This is a genomic window from Chryseobacterium oranimense, from assembly GCF_900129755.1.
Classification (GTDB): Bacteria; Bacteroidota; Bacteroidia; order Flavobacteriales; family Weeksellaceae; genus Chryseobacterium; species Chryseobacterium oranimense.
Map to the genome: position 1 here is coordinate 446,770 of NZ_FQWT01000003.1, position 17,369 is coordinate 464,138.

The following is a 17,369-nucleotide window of genomic DNA, read 5'->3' on the forward strand; positions in this document are numbered from 1 at the left end:
AATTGTTTAAAGGAATCAGGAAAATGTAAGGACTTTACTTCTCCTGTATTTTTTGGAAAGAAATTCAGTTAGCAGTACCAATAAAATCGATAATACGTTCTGAAATTTCTATAATAGAAAGCAGAAAAACTAAAATAACCGCTAAAGAAATCAGCGGGTACAAAATGAGACAGAGATGGGATTAACGATTTTTCCACTGGATTCTGAAACTTCTGTTGTTTAGTTTTAATCTTATTTGTTTTTGTCAAAAACTTAATTTTTGCAAAAATCTTTGACAAAGATATAAAAAAACTTATTCTGACAAAAAAAAATTGTGATAAATACAATAAGCTACGTTAAATCGAATTTCATCAGATCATCCAGATCTTTTAAAAGAGGATTTTTTTCGATAAATTTTTCGAATACTTTTCTTTTGGTAAGCACTTCAATTTTAAGGTTATCGAAATCACGCTGGTAATCTATCTCAATAGCATGATTGTGAACTTTTGTTTTGAAATGATTGAAAAATTCGCCTGCAATTTTATCGAATTCGGCTTTAGCAGAATCGGAAGGATATAATACTTTGATCGTATTTTCTCCTGCTTTTATCAGCTTAAATGTTTTTACGGCATTAAAGATAAAGCTGTTTCTGGTCTGGAGCTGCTTGAGCATAAGGTTCCATTCCATCTGGAGATCTGTTTCTGTAAAATGGTTCTGAGGAAGATTTTCCGTTTTTACAGCTACGATTTCTTCTTTTACTTCTTTCTCTTCTTTATTTAGTAAGGAATTGATGCTGAAGCCGGAAGAAATTCCCTGTCTGGACAAGGGTTTTGTAGTTTTTACAGATGTTACCTGAACGGTTTCTGCCTGTACAGGCTGTACTTCTGCTACTATCTCTTTTTTCTCCGGAGTTTTTTCGGGGATTTTTACTTCCTGTTTCTCACTGAGAAACGGAGCCAGTATTAAGAACTTTTTTTTTTAGTATCGCCTAAATTAGCTGTCAGGGAAGACAGCTGCATCAGTGCAATTTCTACTGTAAGTCTTGGATTCTTGGAGTTTTTGTAATTGATATCCGCATGATTGCAGATCTCTATGCCATCGATCAGTTGCTGAGGGCTCCATTTCTGGCTTTGCTCTACAAATTTCACTTTGGTCCTTTCCCCCACTTCAATAAGTTCGATTGTCCTGGCATTCTGCGCCATCATCAGGTCTCTGAAATGATTTCCCAGGCCGGCAATAAAAATATGGGGATCGAAGCCTTTTTTCACAATTTCATTAAAAGCAAAAAGTACTTCAGGAATTTTATTTTCTTTAGCGAGATCCACTATATTGAGATACTGGTCATAATCAAGAATATTGAGTACTTCAGCGGCTTTGACCAATGTAATATTCTTCTGGGAAAATGTGGAAAGCCTGTCAAAAATAGAAAGCGCATCTCTTAAGGCACCATCCGCCTTCTGGGCAATAAGATACAGGGCATCATCCTCATACTGGATATTTTCCTTCTGAGCAATGTTGCGCAGATGTCCCTGGATATCTTCAATGGTAATTCTCTTGAAGTCGTAGATCTGACATCTGGATAATATGGTAGGAATTATTTTGTGCTTCTCAGTAGTTGCCAAAATAAAGATCGCATGTGCAGGCGGTTCCTCAAGGGTTTTAAGGAATGCATTAAAGGCTGCGGAAGACAGCATGTGCACCTCATCGATAATATAAACCTTATACTTACCTACCTGAGGCGCAAAGCGGACCTGGTCTATCAGTTCCCTGATATCATCTACGGAGTTGTTGGACGCCGCATCCAGTTCATAGATGTTGTAGGCGAAGCCGTCTTCTGAAACAGAACCGTCCTTTTCATTGATCTTACGGGCCAGGATTCTGGCACAAGTAGTTTTACCCACACCCCTAGGACCGCAGAAAAGTAAGGCCTGAGCCAATTGATTTTCTCCAATAGCATGTTCTAAGGTATCTGTAATATGAGATTGCCCTACTACAGTGTCAAACTGCTGAGGACGGTATTTTCTTGCAGATACGATAAAATTTTCCATTGGTCAAAAATAAGAAATATAGTTTTAATCTGAAAATTAAAAGTTTTCAAATTATCAACAAAAAATTATTTTTCGGTCAAATTGGAAAACTTTTAATGATTAATCTTTTGCTTTTTTTGTTTTATAGTAATGGTCTATAATCTCAACGATTACTTTTTGAACTTCAGCTCTTCCTTCTTCCGTTCTCATATCAATACCACAGAATTCGGTTCCGTTGTATGCCGGGAACAGATTCAGGTAGTAAACTCCTGCTGCTATTAATGCCAGCATCGCTCTAACGTTTGTGGCATTCTCTCCAAAGTAAGGATCCGTAACATTTTCAAACAGATTAGCCGCTACATCTTCTCTTTGCTTTAATATGTTTTTAAGTATCGGCTTGCTTTCCGAAAGTTCCCAAAGAATAATTTTTTGTAATTCTTTATTTTTCTTAAGGCTTTCAAACTGCATAAGAATTCCCTGGGTTAAATCTTCCTTACCTTTACCTACCTGTATTTCTTCTTCAATATCCGGACTGAATTTGCTCCAGTAATCCTGAGATTTTATATACTCGTCAATAAGTTTGTCTGTACTTCCAAAATACTCATAGATAAGCTTTTTGTCGAAACCGGCTACTGCTGCAATCTTACTTACTTTAAGACCGGAGTATCCTTTAACTCTCAAAATTTTACCAACTGCTGCAAGCAGCTTCTGCTTTGTTTTTTCTTTGTCCCTGATGGGGCCTTGCACTACTTTTCTGGGCATAATTTATTATTTTTTTGCAATATGCAATTTTTTATTTATATCATCAAAAACATTAAGTGTTTTATCAAGATGTTCTTTCTCGTGTCGGGCTGTTACTGTCATTCTTATACGTGCATCTTTTCTCGCTACGGCGGGATACATAATAGGATTTGTATACACTCCTGCCTCAAGCAATATCCTTCCGATATCCCACATCTTGTTCTGGTCTCCTATTTTCACCGGAATGATCGCTGAGCAGGTAATTCCTGTATCCAAACCTAAATCATTAAGGCCTTTTTTGAAATAATTGATATTATCCCATAGCTTATCTTTCCAGAATGGCTCTTCATCAATAAGATCAATTGCTTTTAGAATTCCGAAGGAAGAAGGTGGTGGTGTTACTGAGAAAATATGCTGCCTGGACTGGAACTTAAGGAATGATGCTATTTTTTTGTTCGCAATCGTATATCCTCCCAGGTTGCCAAAAGTCTTGCTGGATGTTCCTGTTATAAAATCTACCTTATCCAATAAACCATCGTCCTCAAGGGCACCTCTCCCGGTTTTTCCTATAACTCCAACGCCATGGGCATCATCTACCATAAGATAGGCATTATATTTTTTTACAAGAGCATATATTTCTTTAGCACGTGAAGTATCCCCTTCCTGAGAGTATACTCCGTCTACAATAACAAGCTTTGTACGGTACGTATCTTCACATACTTTCAAAATGTGTTCCAAAGCTTCCAAATTATTGTGCGGAAATGTTTTTTTATTGGTAAAAGCACATCCTTCATGTACGCTGGCATGTACTCCCATGTCTAAAATAGCAATATCTTCTTTCTGCATTAATATCTGCAAAGTGGCACTGTTAGCTGAATATCCGGTAGTAAACAAAACAACTTCATCTTCATTTCTTCCAAAAAAATCAGCAATCTTTTTTTCTATGGCACTATGATAATCAAAATATCCACCGATCAGAGGTGATGCACCGGTACCGGTTCCATATTTTTCGATTCCTTCAATAGCTGCCTGTTTTACTTTTGGATGCTGTGTAAATCCTAAATAATCACTTGAAACAAAGCTTATATATTCATTATTTTGATTAGCTATATCTATATTGAGTGTTGCATTGCTACCTGAAGTATTTTTCAGTCTGTAATTCATATGTCCTCTGGACTTCATATGATCCAGAAATTCGTAAAAGTAATCTGCTCTCTGAGCAATATCATAATCCGGGATATTCTCAAAATCTTTAAATGTTGCTGTTGTAAAATCAATGGTCATCCTTAATGTTGTTAGTTGTTAAATGTTAGTTGTTTAAGTAACAAATATATGATTATTAGAGTCTGTAAAATCTACCCGATATATTAAATATCATATTATAGTTTTATTTAGATACCACATTATGATCTGATAATCAAATAGCTTTACTGGTCCTATATCCGTTATATTTTTGTTCTATTTATCTGAATCTAAATTTAACAAAAAAGCAACAACAATAAACCACTATTAATAAATAAATCACAAAAAAAAGACAAATGTTCCACAATTGCCTCATTTCTAAAATATTATTCTCTTTTACTGTATCCGGATACGAAAATATTTGAAAGGATTAGTGCATTGAAAGTGCTTTAAGATTATATTTTTTAAACAGTCAGAGAGATTTCTTATGGTTATGCCTGCTGTTTTTCCTGAACTGTCCCGGAGTAATTCCTGTCATTTTTTTAAAGAATTTTGAAAAATTGGAGGGGTCATAGGTAAACATTCTTGCAATCTCCGCAATGGAAGTTTCGGAATGAGCGATCATCTCTTTTGCTTTATCAATAATTTTCCCGTCATAAAAATAACACGGGTGCTGCCCTGCTTCTTTTTTTACAGTATCTGTAAGGTGTTTATGGGAAACAGCAAGATGTCCGGCAATTTCGTTAAGCTCCATAAATTCAGGAACAGTTCCAGCCATTACATCCTGAATATGTTTTTCAAGAAAATTAAAATACTGCATGGTGATTTCTTCACTTCTTTTCATTTTTTCATCGTATTTATAGAAAGATTTTAATCTATAAAATTAAAGATAAGAATAAATAAAATATGGTGAACTTTTCGGCATACCAGGAAATAACTAATAAAAACTATCTTTAAACGCCTGAACAGAATTTTTAACTTTCAGTTTTTCAAGAATATTCTGACGGTGCCTGCTTACTGTGTTGATGCTTATTGATAGAAAACCTGCTATTTCCTTACTGGCATATCCTTCACCTATGTATTTCAAAATTTCCAGTTCTCTTTTTGAAAGGATATTCTGGTAATTCAGTTTATCTTTTAACATAATTTCCCCTTTAGCCATATTCACAATCATAAAATCGGAATCCGGAGATAATGTCCCATCCAATGCCAACTGATAAAGACAAAATGCAAATCTCAGCTTTCCGTTATCGGGTGAATAAATGTAAAACATACGGTGCTTTACAAGTCTATATTCGCCATTCTGATCTTTCATCCTTATTGTTGAAAGAACAGAATAATCTGCTCTTAATTCCGGGTCCATAGCATCCATCAGTTCATAAAACCTCAGTTCATGGACGTATTTTTTGACTCTGTCATCAGGATGGATCTTTTTAATAATCTCCTCTTCCCATATGGAATTGATTTCTGATGGGTTTTCCGTCATACTCAAACCCAATGCAATGGCTGCTTTAGATTTATACACATAACTCTTGTCGGCCTGCATATCGCTTAAAACGGAGATTGCCCCTTCCATTTGTGCATACACCGATGCCCTCTTCCTGTACACTTCAGTATCAAGCTTACATTCTCGGGATGATTTATCTAAAAGTCTGCTGTTCAGTTTTTCTATGATCTCCATAAATGGTTATTTATCAGTATTGATGCAGTATGGGTTTAATTATACTTTTGCTAAAATAATAATTTACCACCATTAAAGAGGATGAAGAGACTGATTTTAAGCTTATGTGCAGTTTTTATGGTTCAGAAAACCTTTGCACAGACTTTGGAAAAAATGAGCTGGTTTAATGAACCGGAGCAATGGGAAATCAAAAACAACAAACTGTCGATGACGGTAACTCCCCAAAGTGATTACTGGAGAATTTCCCACTATGGATTTACGGTAGATGATGCCCCTTTTTATTATACAACCTATGGCGGGGAATTTGAGGCAAAGGTAAAGATCAGCGGGAATTACAAAGCCAGATTTGACCAGATGGGACTTATGCTGAGAACAGATAAAGAGAACTACATCAAGGCAGGCATAGAATTCGTAGATGGAAAGTATAATCTCAGCACCGTGGTTACCCATGGAACGAGTGACTGGAGCGTCATTGCACTGGACAAAACCCCTGCCGCAGTATGGATTAAAGCAGTGAGAAGGCTTGATGCCGTGGAAATATTTTATTCTTTTGATGATCAGAATTATATCATGATGCGTAATGCTTATCTACAGGACAATACTCCTGTAATGGTAGGCTTAATGGCTGCCTGTCCGGACGGGAACGGCTTTACAGCAGTTTTTGATGGCTTCAAGGTAAAACACCTCCCCGACCAGCGCAGGTTAAAATGGCTTGAAAACAATAAATAACGATTGAATTTACATTCGATATACAGTCAATTTTTATTCGCCTCCCTTTTCAGGGAGGTTTTTTTATGAGAAATTCCTTCTGGTATTGAAAATTAGTTCGCCCGGTATTCTAAAGGTATGGAAGAAAGAGAGAGCAAACTATTGTCATTTTGTTGAGGAGAAAATTCGCAATTCCTGATGCAGCTTCAGCTTTTAAAGAATAAATTTCATATCAAAATCCACCTTATTATAATGATTAATGCGTATAAAATCACTAAATTTACAGCTTAAACTAAATTTGTTTAATTACAAAGACACAAAACACAAAAATGTTGAATGAAAAATGTATTCAGTTATTCCCCACTTAAAAAACTTCGGCTTGTATAATAATTATATTAATAATTTTCCGTACTAATCAAACGGAAAGCATAGATCATTGATGTATTTATGAAAGCCCGGACATTGTTTTTTGTAATTTTGTTTTCGAACATTTACAAACAGCGTCATTTTTTTACGTTTTATATTATTAGCAGCGGACTTCTACAAGCAAGGGTAAGAACCGTTGTTAAGATATGCCATGATCTTCTGACAGGCCTCGCCGGAACTGAAACATTTAATGGTAACATTTCATTTTGCATTATTAAAAAAAAACTAACTACAATAACCGCCGATACGGGAAAAGAAACATCTGTTGAAAAGATAAATAACTATATCAGCCTGCCTAACCATCCAGAGTTTGAAAATCCTGATTTTAAAAGGAAAAACCCGGGAACAGGCTATTCATTATTTCATTTTCAAACCCGGACACAACCCTCCCGAAAAAACTATCGCTGAAACAACTCTTATTAAAACCTATTTATATGAATGAAAGAATCTTAATTGCTGATGATCACTATGTAGTAAGAGCAGGAACTGCTTTGGTACTAGAGTCTGTTTATCCAAAAACCAATATAGATTTTGCAGAGAATTATGACCAGGTAAAAGAACATATATCCAACCATGATTATGACCTTCTTCTTCTTGATACTGATATGCCCGGAACACAATACAAAAAAATGGTCTCTGAACTTAAAGGTATTCAGAAAAACCTGAAAATCCTTGTTTTTTCCGGACACGGCAAAGATGTAGCCATACAATATATCCGGGAAGGTGCCGAGGGTTATCTTAACAAGCAGAGCAGCAAAGAAGAGATCAGGGAAGCAGTAAAATCCGTCATTCAGAAAGGCTACTACTACCCCAGTGAACTGATCGGGCTTATCGTTCAGAATAAAAAAGGCAATCCTGTAGAAAAGCTATCTACCAGGGAGTATGAAATTTTTCAACTGCTGGCCAAAGGATCGGGAAACCTGGAAATCGGCAATAAGCTGGACATCCAGATGTCTACCGTAAGCACCTATAAAAAAAGGATCTTTAAAAAACTTAATGTTTCCAATATTGCCGAACTGATCAAGGTGTATGAAACCATGCATTAGGAAAGGCTGCTGGTTGAAATGGGCAAAATGGCCATGATCTTATGAGAATTGATTAAGGTATTTTCCCAATTAAAAAATATAAGGTAATTTGCCGGACCAAAGTTTTGACAAAAAAACGTTTACTGTAAGCATACAACATGAATTCAACTGAAAAAGCGAATAAAGGAAGCCGGCGTTTCCGGTACATAAAGCTTTGTATTTTCTTTTCAGGGCTTTCCGTTTTCGCCCAGCTTTATCTTTTTCAGCCTATACTTCCTACCGTTTCTGAATATTTCAAAACAACTGCCGGCGACAGCTCTCTTCTTGTATCCTCTTCCACGATCGGAATGGCCATCGGTCTGCTGTTTTTTGCCTTTAAAGCGGACAGTTATTCCAGGAAGGGCCTGATGACTTTTTCGCTGGTTTCTTCTGCAATACTTACTATTATTTCAGCATGGATGCCAAGCCTCAGCCTGCTTATCGTAACCGGTATTTTAAAAGGGTTCGTGGTATCCGGTGTTTCCGCAATAGCTCTCGCCTATCTGACTGAAGAAGTGCACGTTTCTGTAGTGGGATTTGCCATCAGCATGTATCTTAGCGGCAATACCATCGGCGGAATGAGCGGAAGAATAATGGCAACAATCCTGGCGGGTGAACTGGGCTGGCGGAATGCTGTTCTTATCATAGGTATAGAAAGCCTGATACTGGGGCTTGTTTTCTGGAAACTGTTTCCGGAATCCAGATTTTTTGATCCTCAGCAAACGGATTATTCCCTGAAGATAAAGCAGATGAAAAAATTCCTTACGGATCCTTACCTGCTTCGGTTGTATTTTATTGCTGCGCTCCTGATGGGTTCATTCGTCAGTGTTTACAATTATTTATCTTTCAGGCTGGAAGCTGCACCGTTTTCTTTAAGTCATTTTGTCATTGCCTTTATATTTTTAATGTACATTTTCGGGATGTTTGGAACCATGATAACAAGCAGGCTTTCCAAAAGATTCAGCAGCCGTCATATATTGAATGCTTCCGTTCTTTTCATGCTTGCGGGCACTGCACTTTTGCTGTCGGACAATATTTATATGATTATTTTCGGGCTTGGATTGTTCACCCTTTCTTTTTTTGCGGCACATACTATGGCCAGCCAGATGACTGCACTTCATGCCAGGCAGGGTAAGTCATCGGCAACGTCTATTTACTGGCTTTTTTATTACTTCGGATCCAGCATTCTCGGAACCGGTACAGGATACATTCTCCATGCAGGTTCATGGAATGTGTTTATCATGCTGCTCATTTTTTCTGTTGGGATTTCTTTTTTACTTGCTGTAAGGAACAAAGAGTAGAATGTTAAATGTCTTTAACAAAAAAAGATACCACATAGATACCACGCTGAATTCTTTCAAATTCATGAATTTAACAAAATAGATGGATAATTTTAACATAAATTTAATTATTAATGCTAAAAATCATCAAAACCCTCAAAAATAATAAATATCACCAGGATAGAGGGCATAGTATTTGCAGTTTATTTTAGAACTATCACACCTTTCTAAACTCACAATATTATGAATGCAGCAGATCTTAAAATCAAAAACTTAGTTGAATACAAAAACCAAATTTACACCATCACTGAAATATTTCAGGGTGCAAGTCAAGATTACTTTGTAAAAATTGAAAATGATGTCCAAAGGATTTCGGTACCGGCGGATGCTATCAAACCGATCCAGATAACTGAAGAATGGCTTGAAAAACTTGGCTTTTTACGGACGTACAGTTCAGAACAAAGAATCCGATATGAAAGACCTGAAACATTTATTAAATACGACATTGATTTGAGTTCAAAAAAGATCCTGGAGGGGCTGAAAATATATGGTAACTCCATCAGATGCAAATATATTCATGAGTTTCAGAATATTTTTTCGTGTCTTTTCGGAAAAGAACCCTCAACATCTAATTTTGGACTATTGAAAACCGAGTCTTAGTTATTATTCTTGTTTATTATTTATAAGGGAAACCGCTGTTTTTTTTGCAGCGGTTTCGTTTTTTTATATAGCACGTGTTTTTTCCGTATCCGTCTTCTGCACCTGTTGCTCCGATTGTTTTTGAAGCCGCTTAATCTTGGCATTTTCACGCTGCTGTTTGCGGAAATCCCACGGGGAAATAGCCTTTTTATCCTGCCACAGGCCCAGTCTTTTAATTTTTGCTGCTTCCTGCATTTTTCCTAAATCGGTATTTTCAGAATAGGAATAATACCACCAACCGTATCCGGCTTTTATAATCTCTGCCGAAAGATATTTACCATTGTCGTAATACACTTTCGCCACCGAACGTCCGTAACGGTCCTTATCTGTTTCTGTAAAGGTGATCTGCCTGGCAAAAACCTGATCGGATGTAAACTTTTTGGCATTCTTGCCGAAAGGCTGTCTGTTTTCGGGACAATCCACTTCTGCCAGCCGGAGTTTCTTCTGTACATTTCCGTCCAATAAAACAGTAATGGTATCTCCGTCCGAAATTCCAACTACTTTAGCCGTTGTCTGTGAGAAAAATAAAAAGGGAAAGCATAATAATGCGGGAAGAAGTATTCTCATGACGCGAAATTATGTATTTATTTCGAAAACCCGCAGTCAGTATAGATTTTTCTTCAATTCTCTTCACAGAACAAGGACGTGATTCCTGAAATGAAAGAGGAGGCTACTGCCTCCTCTTTCTGTATAAAATGATCCGATGACTTCTTTATATTGATTTGTGTTTTTTTAATAATTTTTTTTCAAGAAGTTTTTAAGATCATATATACACTTATATTAATTTCATCATTTGTATTTTGTAAAATTCATCATTTGCAATAAATCTGGAAATATTTTCAATGAATACCCTTCTTTTATTTAATTAATTTCACTGAGACAAAGTAACAACATTATAAGATAAAGACTCGTATAAACCACATCGATATATGTCGATACTGACTCAGATATTTATCCCATAAATATTTAGAAGAATAACTGTTATCGAGAAACAGCCCGATAAGGTTACCTAATAAAAAAGGAGGCTAATGCCTCCCTTTTTATTGTACAAATGATCTACAAAGATCAAGTTAACTTCTCTATATTAATTTGTGTTTTTTTAATAATTTTCTTTCAAGAAGCCACTTTAAGATCATGCATACACTTATATTTATCTCATCATTATGTGTGTTATAAAACTAACCATCTGAAATAAAACCAAAAAATATTTCCCATGAATATAACTCTTTCAACCGGTTCATTTTATTAAGACAAAGTAACAACATTATATGATAAGCTCCCTAATGATCAGCATCGATATATGTCGATAAGAACGTAGATATTTATCTATTTAATAGAAGCTAAAGTTACCTGTTCACGAAGCCTGTTTGAATTATTATCATAAGTAACTTAAAAATAAAAAGGAGGCTAAAGCCTCCCCTTTTTTCCTGTATAAATATGACCTACAAAGACCAAGACAACTTCTTTATATTAATTTGTGTTTTTTAATAATTTGCTTTCAAGAAGTTTCTTTATAAGATCATGTATACACTTATATTTATTTCATCATTTTTGTGTGTTATAAAACTTATCAACCAATAGACCTAGCTATTTCATTTGATTAATTTTATTGAGACAAAGTAACAACATATTATGATAAGGTACTCAACAATTCACGTCGATATATATCGATAAAGCTATAGATGTTTATCGATAATATTTCAATTAAAAGAAAAGAGGGTGATAAAAAGCTTTATATTTTGTGGTGGGTATTGATAAGGTCGATCAGTTCGACGAGGTTTTCAATTTTTAATTTATCAAAAATATTCTTCTTGATCGTACTTACGGTATTTTGCTTGATATCCAGGCTATTTGCGATCTCCAGATTTCCATGACCTTCTGCATACATTTCTGCAATCTGCAGTTCCCTTTTCGTTAAACGGCTGAGAGGATTAATTAAATCCGGATTTTGAACCAGCTGCAGCATTAAATTCCTTGAAGCGGAGAGAAATATTCCCCTTTATGAACAATATCTGAAATTGCCTGTCTTATTTCCGTCTCTTCACTTAATTTACTTACATACCCGCTGGCTCCGGCTTTGATAAATTTAAGTACATGAAGTTCTTCTTCAAGACCTGTAAAAACCAATATCTTAATATCGGGCTTGGCCATTTTCATCAGGGGTATAATATGCAGGCTGTTCCCGTCGGGAAAATGAGCATCAATGACGGCTATTTCTACTCCGTTTGCTTTTATCATCTCCACAATCTGCTGCGAAGACGAGGTTTGATAAATTTTAGAATTTGGAACAACTTCATCAATCAGGATCGCCATTCCCTGGCGTACGATGCTATGATTATCCGCTAAAAGAAATACGATCTCATTACGTTCAATTGGTTCTTCCATTTTATTTATTTAAGTTTAAATTAATTCTGAATGTTACTTTTGTTCCTTTATGGAGCTTGCTTGAAACGGATATATCTCCATTGAAAAGCTCTATAATTTCTTTGCAAAGATTCAATCCCAACCCTGCTCCAAAATTATCAAGCTTATCAGAAACCATGCCTTGATAATACGGCTCGAAGATTTTTTCAAGATCGGACTCGGAAATCCCTACCCCTGTATCACCTATCGTAGTGATGAGAGCAATATTATTTTCATCTATTTTCTCAGTAGCCATGGTAAGATCAATCTGTCCGTTTTCTGTGAACTTATTGGCGTTTCCAAGAATATTCATAAATATCTGGTTAATTTTTATGTAGTCTGAATTGACCATCAGATTCTCAGGGATCCTGTCGGTGACCAGAAATTTATTATTTCTTGTTTCTATATAAGGCGTAATTGCTGTAACAATAGAATTAATTTCATCTTTAAGATTAAAAACCGCCTTGACAAGTTTTTTTTCTGTTTCCTGGTTTTTTGTATACTCCAGAATCTGGGTAGACTGTATAAGAAGGGTATTGTTGGTAAACTTTATCGATTTAAGATAGTCTTTCGTGGTCTCATCTGCTGTAGTCCTGTTGATCTTGTCAATAAAAATATTAACGATCTTCAGTGGCGACATCAGTTCGTGGCTCAGCATACCAAGAATCCTGTTTTTGAAATTAAGACTCTTTTTAATCTCTTTATTCGCAGCATTCAGTTTCATTTCATAAATGAATGCAATTCTTGTTAAATACATGATCAGGATCGACACTACAAACATCAGGATCATCAATCCAAGCACAAGATAAGTTCTGATTCTGTTGTTATTTGAGCTCTGTTCGTTATATTCTTTTTCCAGTTCAGACTTAAAATCCTTAATGGCTTTTTCGTACACATTGATCAGCCTGTTACTGTAAACCAATAACTTGGTGAAATTGCCATAAAATTTTAAATTTTCCCGTTGGTTCTGAGCCATAGACTGTTGATTCTGAACGGTAGAGAGCTGGATCTTTTTGACTTCAGTAGTATAATACTTGTTCATGGATTTTGCCAGACTATCCATTCTTAGCTTTATCCTGGAAAGATTGGCTGGTTTTTTATTGGTCATGGTAATGACCGTGCTCTCCTTCTGAACATCTACCTTACCTGATATAGCATCTCTCAGACGTCCCATAAGACCTTTCTTTTTGATGGTATCAGAATAGGTCTGCGTCTGTATGTTCAGATCTTCAAAATCATCATTATTCTTATAGCTTTCCAATTCATAATGCTGATCCTGAACTGCCTGTAAAGGCGGTTTTGAAGAGGTCTGGTATACGGAGTCTATGATGGTTTTCAGCTTTACGATTTTTACAGTATCTTTTTTCTGCTGAGCCAGCCTGTTTTTCAATCCGGGATTTATGTTGCCATAATCGTTTATTTTTTCGAAATTATCATTAAGCTTCCTGAGTGACTGGAAATATAATTTCAAGTCTTTATCATCCTGGCTGATCATATATTTTTGAAGGTAATTCTGTGCATCCATGAAATCCTTTCTCGAATTGTCTGTCAATCCTCCCAGTACTCTACTCTCTTCCAGTTGGCTCTTAATAAACTTAAGCTTCTTCTCATTAACAAATTCGTTATAAAAGAATATAGCTATAATAACCTGTATTAATAGTATACATACGATCAATGAATAATGAACAACTTTCCTCCATTTAAAATTTAAGAATTTATATTTCATATCTGCTTCTCAGCTAATTTAATTTTCTGAATATTTAAGTTTTCCGGGTATTAGTTTTTTAAACGGTACAATAGTATGCCAAAGTAGCCGTTAGAGTGTTTTATTTTATTACAAAGTTAAAGTAATTTTTGTCTATTTATATGAGTAACACCTGTTGAATACAGGGGAATTCACTTACCTAAAATTACAAAAAAATAACAAAATTTCAGGATTCCGTTCGGTATAAGCATTTTTTTCTGTCTAAACATAGATATTGAAAATAATAATTGTTAGTTTTTCCTAAGTTCATAATTTCCTTTTAATAAAAAAATAGGCCATTTTTAACTTTAAAATGAATTTAAACAGGATTTTATTGGGTCCGAACCAATATCCACTACGTATTAAAAACTGCAAGCATATCGGTTATGCTTTATTCTACATCAGGTTTCCTATCACACCATACAGCTTTTTATGGTATTCAAATAATTTTTAATCCTGCTCACTATTCAATTTTCTGATAAGCCAATATATTTATTACATATTTACGTAAAATTCAATTATACAATAATAATTTTACACATAATATATTATTTATTAAATATAAGACTAAAACTCCACAATAATAAATAAAACATCAAAAAACAATAACCTGTAAACCATTTATTATGATACATACTTCTATCGTACATTATTTTCACCGACTGTTCTGGTATCTAAGCTTGCTGCCGGAGAAGGAGCCTGGTACTTCAAAGATTCCGATACACTATACAAAATCTATGGGCAGATCAAATGTGACCTGCCCATAGACATCAATAATGCTTACATAACCGGACTGGACAGCAGCAGTGATATGATCCGGAGCACTTCCGGTAATATTTTTAAAGTGTGTAGAAGAGGATCCGCGACAGATCCATTGGGGTTTTACCTATTTTATCCTGCCATCAAGCATTTTTCAAAGGATATTGCAGATAAATAACCGCCAGGTTCAGAATCAAAAAAGGGAGTTCAATAAGAACACCTTTGAGATCTTTGTCCAGTAAATGCAGACAAATGATGAGCAGAATACCTGCTGCCATCAGAAAGTTGCCCCAGACAAAAGTCTTGGGAAATAGGATCAGTAAAGCTGCAATAATGGTAATGCTGCCGTTTATTACCAGTGCCGCTTTATTAAATCCCCATTTGCCAAACATTTCTATCATTTCAGACTTGCCCGCAACCATTGCGTATCCCTGTTTAATGCCCATGCATACCGCAAAAAGAATCAGTATTGCATTAATTATTCTGACGATCATAATTTCATGTTTAAAAGTTAAAAAATGGATAACGGATTTTAAGTAAATCACATTATCCATTCTTTGGTTATGTACTTTTTAAAATAATCAGCTTATCTTGTAGTGTATCCTCCGTTGGCAAAAATAGTCTGTCCGGTGATCCACCATCCGTCAGTGACCAAAAATTCCACTAAAGGCACAATGTCTTTAATATCAGTAAGCCCGCCTAATGCAGATGCGGATTTATGATAAGCTACAGCATCCGGAGTTTCCTGACCGTAAAAGAAAGGCGTATCCATAGGTCCGGGCGCCACGGCTGTCACAGAAATTCCTCTGTCACCGAACTCTTTGGAAGCAGCTCTTGTAAAATGCTCTACCGGCGCCTTGGCCCCCGCATAAGTTGAATATAATCCTGTATATGCAGCCAGTAAAGAAGTAACAATAGTACATATCTTACCGTGATCATTTACTTTTTTGCCTGCTTCCTGAAGGAAAAAATAGGCAGATTTTGAATTAACTCCGAACATCGTATCATACTCTGCTTCAGTGGTTTCTACAAATGGCTTTTTCAGTACCATACCAACAGTATTAATAGCAATATCAACACCTCCGAAAGTTTTTACAGCCTCATCAAAAAACTTTGTAATATTTTCCACTTTGGTAAGATCTCCCTGAAATAAGAATGCTTCAGCACCCAAAGCCTTTACATCAGCCAAAGTTTTTTCACTTTCCTCTTTTGAGCTTTCACTATTGTAATGAATGGCAAGCTTTGCTCCTTTTGCTGCAAAATCTCTGCTTAATAATCCCCCGAGGTTTTTTCCACCTCCCGCTATAAGTACTACTTTTCCGTTTAAATCATTTTTTGACATGAGATTGTTTTTTTAATTGTTTTAATAGCACAAATATGGGGACTAAGTAATTTCAAATCATGGTGAACCTTTCGGAAGTTGTACAGAATTCCGAATTTCTTTTGTTTATTTAGTAACCGAACTATCTTTTAACCAGCCAGATAAACAAACCCATCCTACTTAATTTTAATAATTGCATTTTTCAGCACACCGGATAATGATTTCAGGTAGTAATTTCAATTTTCCAGGCATTTAAAAAACAAAAAATGCTGAAAAATAATATTTCGCAGCATCTTATGTTAGTTGGATTGACCCCTCCTACAACTGACCAATTTATGTTTGCTGTAAATTAAAAACAGTCCCTGCCGGATCAGTAATCCAGTGCATGTTTTCAGGAAGTTCTTCAATTTCGTCGCAAGTCTCCACACCGTTTGATTGTAAATATTTTGTCGCTTCTTCCACATTGGGAACAGTAAGCTGCAGCCAGGTTTCAGAATGGGTATAGTTGTCCACACAATCCAGCCATATAATATTGTTCCCGAATTTTACTTCATGTGTTCTCGAAACCGTAGGGTTAATAATCTGTTTTTCTTCAACTTCCAGCTTCAGGATATCCCTGTAAAAAGAAACTGTTTTTTCATATTTATTTTTTGGAATTTTTATAGCGATATTAATTCCTGCTTCAAATTTTGTATTCATATTATAATTTTCGAATGGGTGAAATAACTGATCTGATCAACAAAATATTTTACAGTTCAATATCACCTGTTATAATTTCACCGGAACGTTTATAATTAGCTATAATAACTCCTTTTGAGGTTACATGGCTCTCTGTTAAAACAAAGGCTGCCGGAAGAGCATTATTGTCAAACAATTTTTTTCCTTCACCGAGAATCAAGGGGTAAATTTTAAGCCGGATTTCATCCACAAGATCTTGTTTCAATAAAAGATGAACAAGCTCACTGCTTCCCCAGACCTGAATATCAGGCCCTTCAGACTGCTTAAGCTTCTGTATATCTTCCGGACCTTGGAGGAAAACAGTATTTTTCCAATCTGATTTTTCAATTGTCTGAGTCAGCACATATTTAGTTCCTTCGTTGACAGCAGGCCAAAAATCGGCATGGTGCGGCCAGTAGGATGCAAAAATATCAAATGTTTTCCTGCCCAAAAGATAATCGGCAGGTTTCATTTCTTCCTGCATGATCTTACCAAAAACCTCATCGCCATACGATACTGTCCAGCCTCCATATTTAAAACCTCCGGATAAATCTTCTTCAGGACCGCCTGGTGCCTGCATAACACCATCCATTGTAATCATTGATAAAACGGTTATTTTTCTCATATTCTCCTATTTT

Annotated in this window: 18 protein-coding genes; 4 read left to right on the forward strand and 14 right to left on the reverse strand. The window is 35.7% G+C overall.

Annotated elements, in window-relative coordinates; all coding sequences use genetic code 11:
* Positions 1 to 330: 330 nt before the first annotated feature.
* The 6 genes from BUB03_RS12685 to BUB03_RS12710 all read right to left on the reverse strand — a co-directional run bounded on the left by BUB03_RS12685 (position 331) and on the right by BUB03_RS12710 (position 5,610).
* Entirely contained in the window at positions 331 to 804 is a 474-nt protein-coding gene (locus tag BUB03_RS12685; RefSeq protein WP_228374962.1) for a hypothetical protein, read from the reverse strand.
* 137 nt (positions 805 to 941) lie between these two features.
* Positions 942 to 2,027 (reverse strand): DNA polymerase III subunit gamma/tau, encoded by a 1,086-nt coding sequence (dnaX, locus tag BUB03_RS12690; protein WP_073063567.1) that lies wholly within the window; start codon positions 2,025 to 2,027, stop codon positions 942 to 944.
* Between the two features lie 99 nt (positions 2,028 to 2,126).
* Positions 2,127 to 2,768, reverse strand: coding sequence for a TetR/AcrR family transcriptional regulator (locus BUB03_RS12695; protein WP_073063570.1), 642 nt, complete (start codon positions 2,766 to 2,768; stop codon positions 2,127 to 2,129).
* A 6-nt stretch (positions 2,769 to 2,774) separates the two neighbouring features.
* Positions 2,775 to 4,031, reverse strand: a complete 1,257-nt coding sequence (locus tag BUB03_RS12700; RefSeq protein ID WP_040998990.1) for an aminotransferase class I/II-fold pyridoxal phosphate-dependent enzyme — start codon at positions 4,029 to 4,031, stop codon at positions 2,775 to 2,777.
* Positions 4,032 to 4,401: 370 nt separating this feature from the next.
* The gene (locus BUB03_RS12705) at positions 4,402 to 4,773 is read right to left on the reverse strand and encodes a helix-turn-helix domain-containing protein (RefSeq protein ID WP_040999244.1); all 372 of its coding nucleotides are present in this window, start codon (positions 4,771 to 4,773) and stop codon (positions 4,402 to 4,404) included.
* 93 nt (positions 4,774 to 4,866) lie between these two features.
* Entirely contained in the window at positions 4,867 to 5,610 is a 744-nt protein-coding gene (locus BUB03_RS12710; protein WP_073063573.1) for a response regulator transcription factor, read from the reverse strand.
* Positions 5,611 to 5,691: 81 nt separating this feature from the next.
* Here BUB03_RS12710 and BUB03_RS12715 point away from each other — a divergent pair, with 81 nt between their 5' ends.
* The 4 genes from BUB03_RS12715 to BUB03_RS12735 all read left to right on the forward strand — a co-directional run bounded on the left by BUB03_RS12715 (position 5,692) and on the right by BUB03_RS12735 (position 9,748).
* Entirely contained in the window at positions 5,692 to 6,339 is a 648-nt protein-coding gene (locus tag BUB03_RS12715) for a DUF1349 domain-containing protein (RefSeq protein WP_073063576.1), read from the forward strand.
* An 839-nt stretch (positions 6,340 to 7,178) separates the two neighbouring features.
* Positions 7,179 to 7,790, forward strand: a complete 612-nt coding sequence (locus tag BUB03_RS12725; RefSeq protein ID WP_073063582.1) for a response regulator transcription factor — start codon at positions 7,179 to 7,181, stop codon at positions 7,788 to 7,790.
* A gap of 137 nt (positions 7,791 to 7,927) precedes the next feature.
* A complete protein-coding gene (locus tag BUB03_RS12730; RefSeq protein ID WP_073063584.1) occupies positions 7,928 to 9,109 on the forward strand; it encodes an MFS transporter in 1,182 nt (393 codons plus the stop codon).
* A gap of 222 nt (positions 9,110 to 9,331) precedes the next feature.
* Positions 9,332 to 9,748, forward strand: coding sequence for a hypothetical protein (locus tag BUB03_RS12735; protein WP_040998981.1), 417 nt, complete (start codon positions 9,332 to 9,334; stop codon positions 9,746 to 9,748).
* 63 nt (positions 9,749 to 9,811) lie between these two features.
* Here the strand turns inward: BUB03_RS12735 and BUB03_RS12740 are convergent, their stop codons facing one another.
* From BUB03_RS12740 to BUB03_RS12770, 8 genes are all read right to left on the reverse strand, one after another.
* Complete coding sequence (locus BUB03_RS12740; RefSeq protein WP_073063587.1) at positions 9,812 to 10,354, reverse strand: thermonuclease family protein; 543 nt, start codon at positions 10,352 to 10,354, stop codon at positions 9,812 to 9,814.
* Between the two features lie 1,165 nt (positions 10,355 to 11,519).
* A complete protein-coding gene (locus BUB03_RS22105) occupies positions 11,520 to 11,753 on the reverse strand; it encodes a helix-turn-helix domain-containing protein (RefSeq protein ID WP_228417870.1) in 234 nt (77 codons plus the stop codon).
* Positions 11,753 to 12,172, reverse strand: a complete 420-nt coding sequence (locus tag BUB03_RS22110; protein ID WP_228417872.1) for a response regulator — start codon at positions 12,170 to 12,172, stop codon at positions 11,753 to 11,755. The genes BUB03_RS22105 and BUB03_RS22110 overlap by 1 nt, the downstream gene beginning before the upstream one ends.
* A gap of 1 nt (position 12,173) precedes the next feature.
* On the reverse strand, positions 12,174 to 13,916 hold the full coding sequence (locus BUB03_RS12750) for a sensor histidine kinase (protein ID WP_073063590.1): 1,743 nt from the start codon (positions 13,914 to 13,916) through the stop codon (positions 12,174 to 12,176).
* 920 nt (positions 13,917 to 14,836) lie between these two features.
* Positions 14,837 to 15,187 (reverse strand): DoxX family protein, encoded by a 351-nt coding sequence (locus tag BUB03_RS12755; RefSeq protein ID WP_073063798.1) that lies wholly within the window; start codon positions 15,185 to 15,187, stop codon positions 14,837 to 14,839.
* Between the two features lie 92 nt (positions 15,188 to 15,279).
* Complete coding sequence (locus tag BUB03_RS12760; protein WP_073063593.1) at positions 15,280 to 16,035, reverse strand: SDR family oxidoreductase; 756 nt, start codon at positions 16,033 to 16,035, stop codon at positions 15,280 to 15,282.
* A gap of 312 nt (positions 16,036 to 16,347) precedes the next feature.
* Positions 16,348 to 16,713, reverse strand: coding sequence for a VOC family protein (locus BUB03_RS12765; RefSeq protein ID WP_073063596.1), 366 nt, complete (start codon positions 16,711 to 16,713; stop codon positions 16,348 to 16,350).
* 49 nt (positions 16,714 to 16,762) lie between these two features.
* Complete coding sequence (locus tag BUB03_RS12770) at positions 16,763 to 17,356, reverse strand: dihydrofolate reductase family protein (RefSeq protein ID WP_073063598.1); 594 nt, start codon at positions 17,354 to 17,356, stop codon at positions 16,763 to 16,765.
* Positions 17,357 to 17,369 lie beyond the last annotated feature (13 nt).

What these genes read in the sequence shown, in the direction of transcription:
- BUB03_RS12740 (WP_073063587.1), bottom strand. Translation starts at nt 10,354, where the DNA reads ATGAGAATACTTCTTCCCGCATTATTATGCTTTCCCTTTTTATTTTTC.
- BUB03_RS12765 (WP_073063596.1), bottom strand. Translation starts at nt 16,713, where the DNA reads ATGAATACAAAATTTGAAGCAGGAATTAATATCGCTATAAAAATTCCA.
- BUB03_RS12705 (WP_040999244.1), bottom strand. Translation starts at nt 4,773, where the DNA reads ATGAAAAGAAGTGAAGAAATCACCATGCAGTATTTTAATTTTCTTGAA.
- BUB03_RS22110 (WP_228417872.1), bottom strand. Translation starts at nt 12,172, where the DNA reads ATGGAAGAACCAATTGAACGTAATGAGATCGTATTTCTTTTAGCGGAT.
- BUB03_RS12700 (WP_040998990.1), bottom strand. Translation starts at nt 4,031, where the DNA reads ATGACCATTGATTTTACAACAGCAACATTTAAAGATTTTGAGAATATC.
- BUB03_RS12695 (WP_073063570.1), bottom strand. Translation starts at nt 2,768, where the DNA reads ATGCCCAGAAAAGTAGTGCAAGGCCCCATCAGGGACAAAGAAAAAACA.
- BUB03_RS12730 (WP_073063584.1), top strand. Translation starts at nt 7,928, where the DNA reads ATGAATTCAACTGAAAAAGCGAATAAAGGAAGCCGGCGTTTCCGGTAC.
- BUB03_RS12725 (WP_073063582.1), top strand. Translation starts at nt 7,179, where the DNA reads ATGAATGAAAGAATCTTAATTGCTGATGATCACTATGTAGTAAGAGCA.
- BUB03_RS12735 (WP_040998981.1), top strand. Translation starts at nt 9,332, where the DNA reads ATGAATGCAGCAGATCTTAAAATCAAAAACTTAGTTGAATACAAAAAC.
- BUB03_RS12710 (WP_073063573.1), bottom strand. Translation starts at nt 5,610, where the DNA reads ATGGAGATCATAGAAAAACTGAACAGCAGACTTTTAGATAAATCATCC.
- BUB03_RS12760 (WP_073063593.1), bottom strand. Translation starts at nt 16,035, where the DNA reads ATGTCAAAAAATGATTTAAACGGAAAAGTAGTACTTATAGCGGGAGGT.
- dnaX (WP_073063567.1), bottom strand. Translation starts at nt 2,027, where the DNA reads ATGGAAAATTTTATCGTATCTGCAAGAAAATACCGTCCTCAGCAGTTT.
- BUB03_RS12770 (WP_073063598.1), bottom strand. Translation starts at nt 17,356, where the DNA reads ATGAGAAAAATAACCGTTTTATCAATGATTACAATGGATGGTGTTATG.
- BUB03_RS22105 (WP_228417870.1), bottom strand. Translation starts at nt 11,753, where the DNA reads ATGCTGCAGCTGGTTCAAAATCCGGATTTAATTAATCCTCTCAGCCGT.
- BUB03_RS12750 (WP_073063590.1), bottom strand. Translation starts at nt 13,916, where the DNA reads ATGAAATATAAATTCTTAAATTTTAAATGGAGGAAAGTTGTTCATTAT.
- BUB03_RS12715 (WP_073063576.1), top strand. Translation starts at nt 5,692, where the DNA reads ATGAAGAGACTGATTTTAAGCTTATGTGCAGTTTTTATGGTTCAGAAA.
- BUB03_RS12755 (WP_073063798.1), bottom strand. Translation starts at nt 15,187, where the DNA reads ATGATCGTCAGAATAATTAATGCAATACTGATTCTTTTTGCGGTATGC.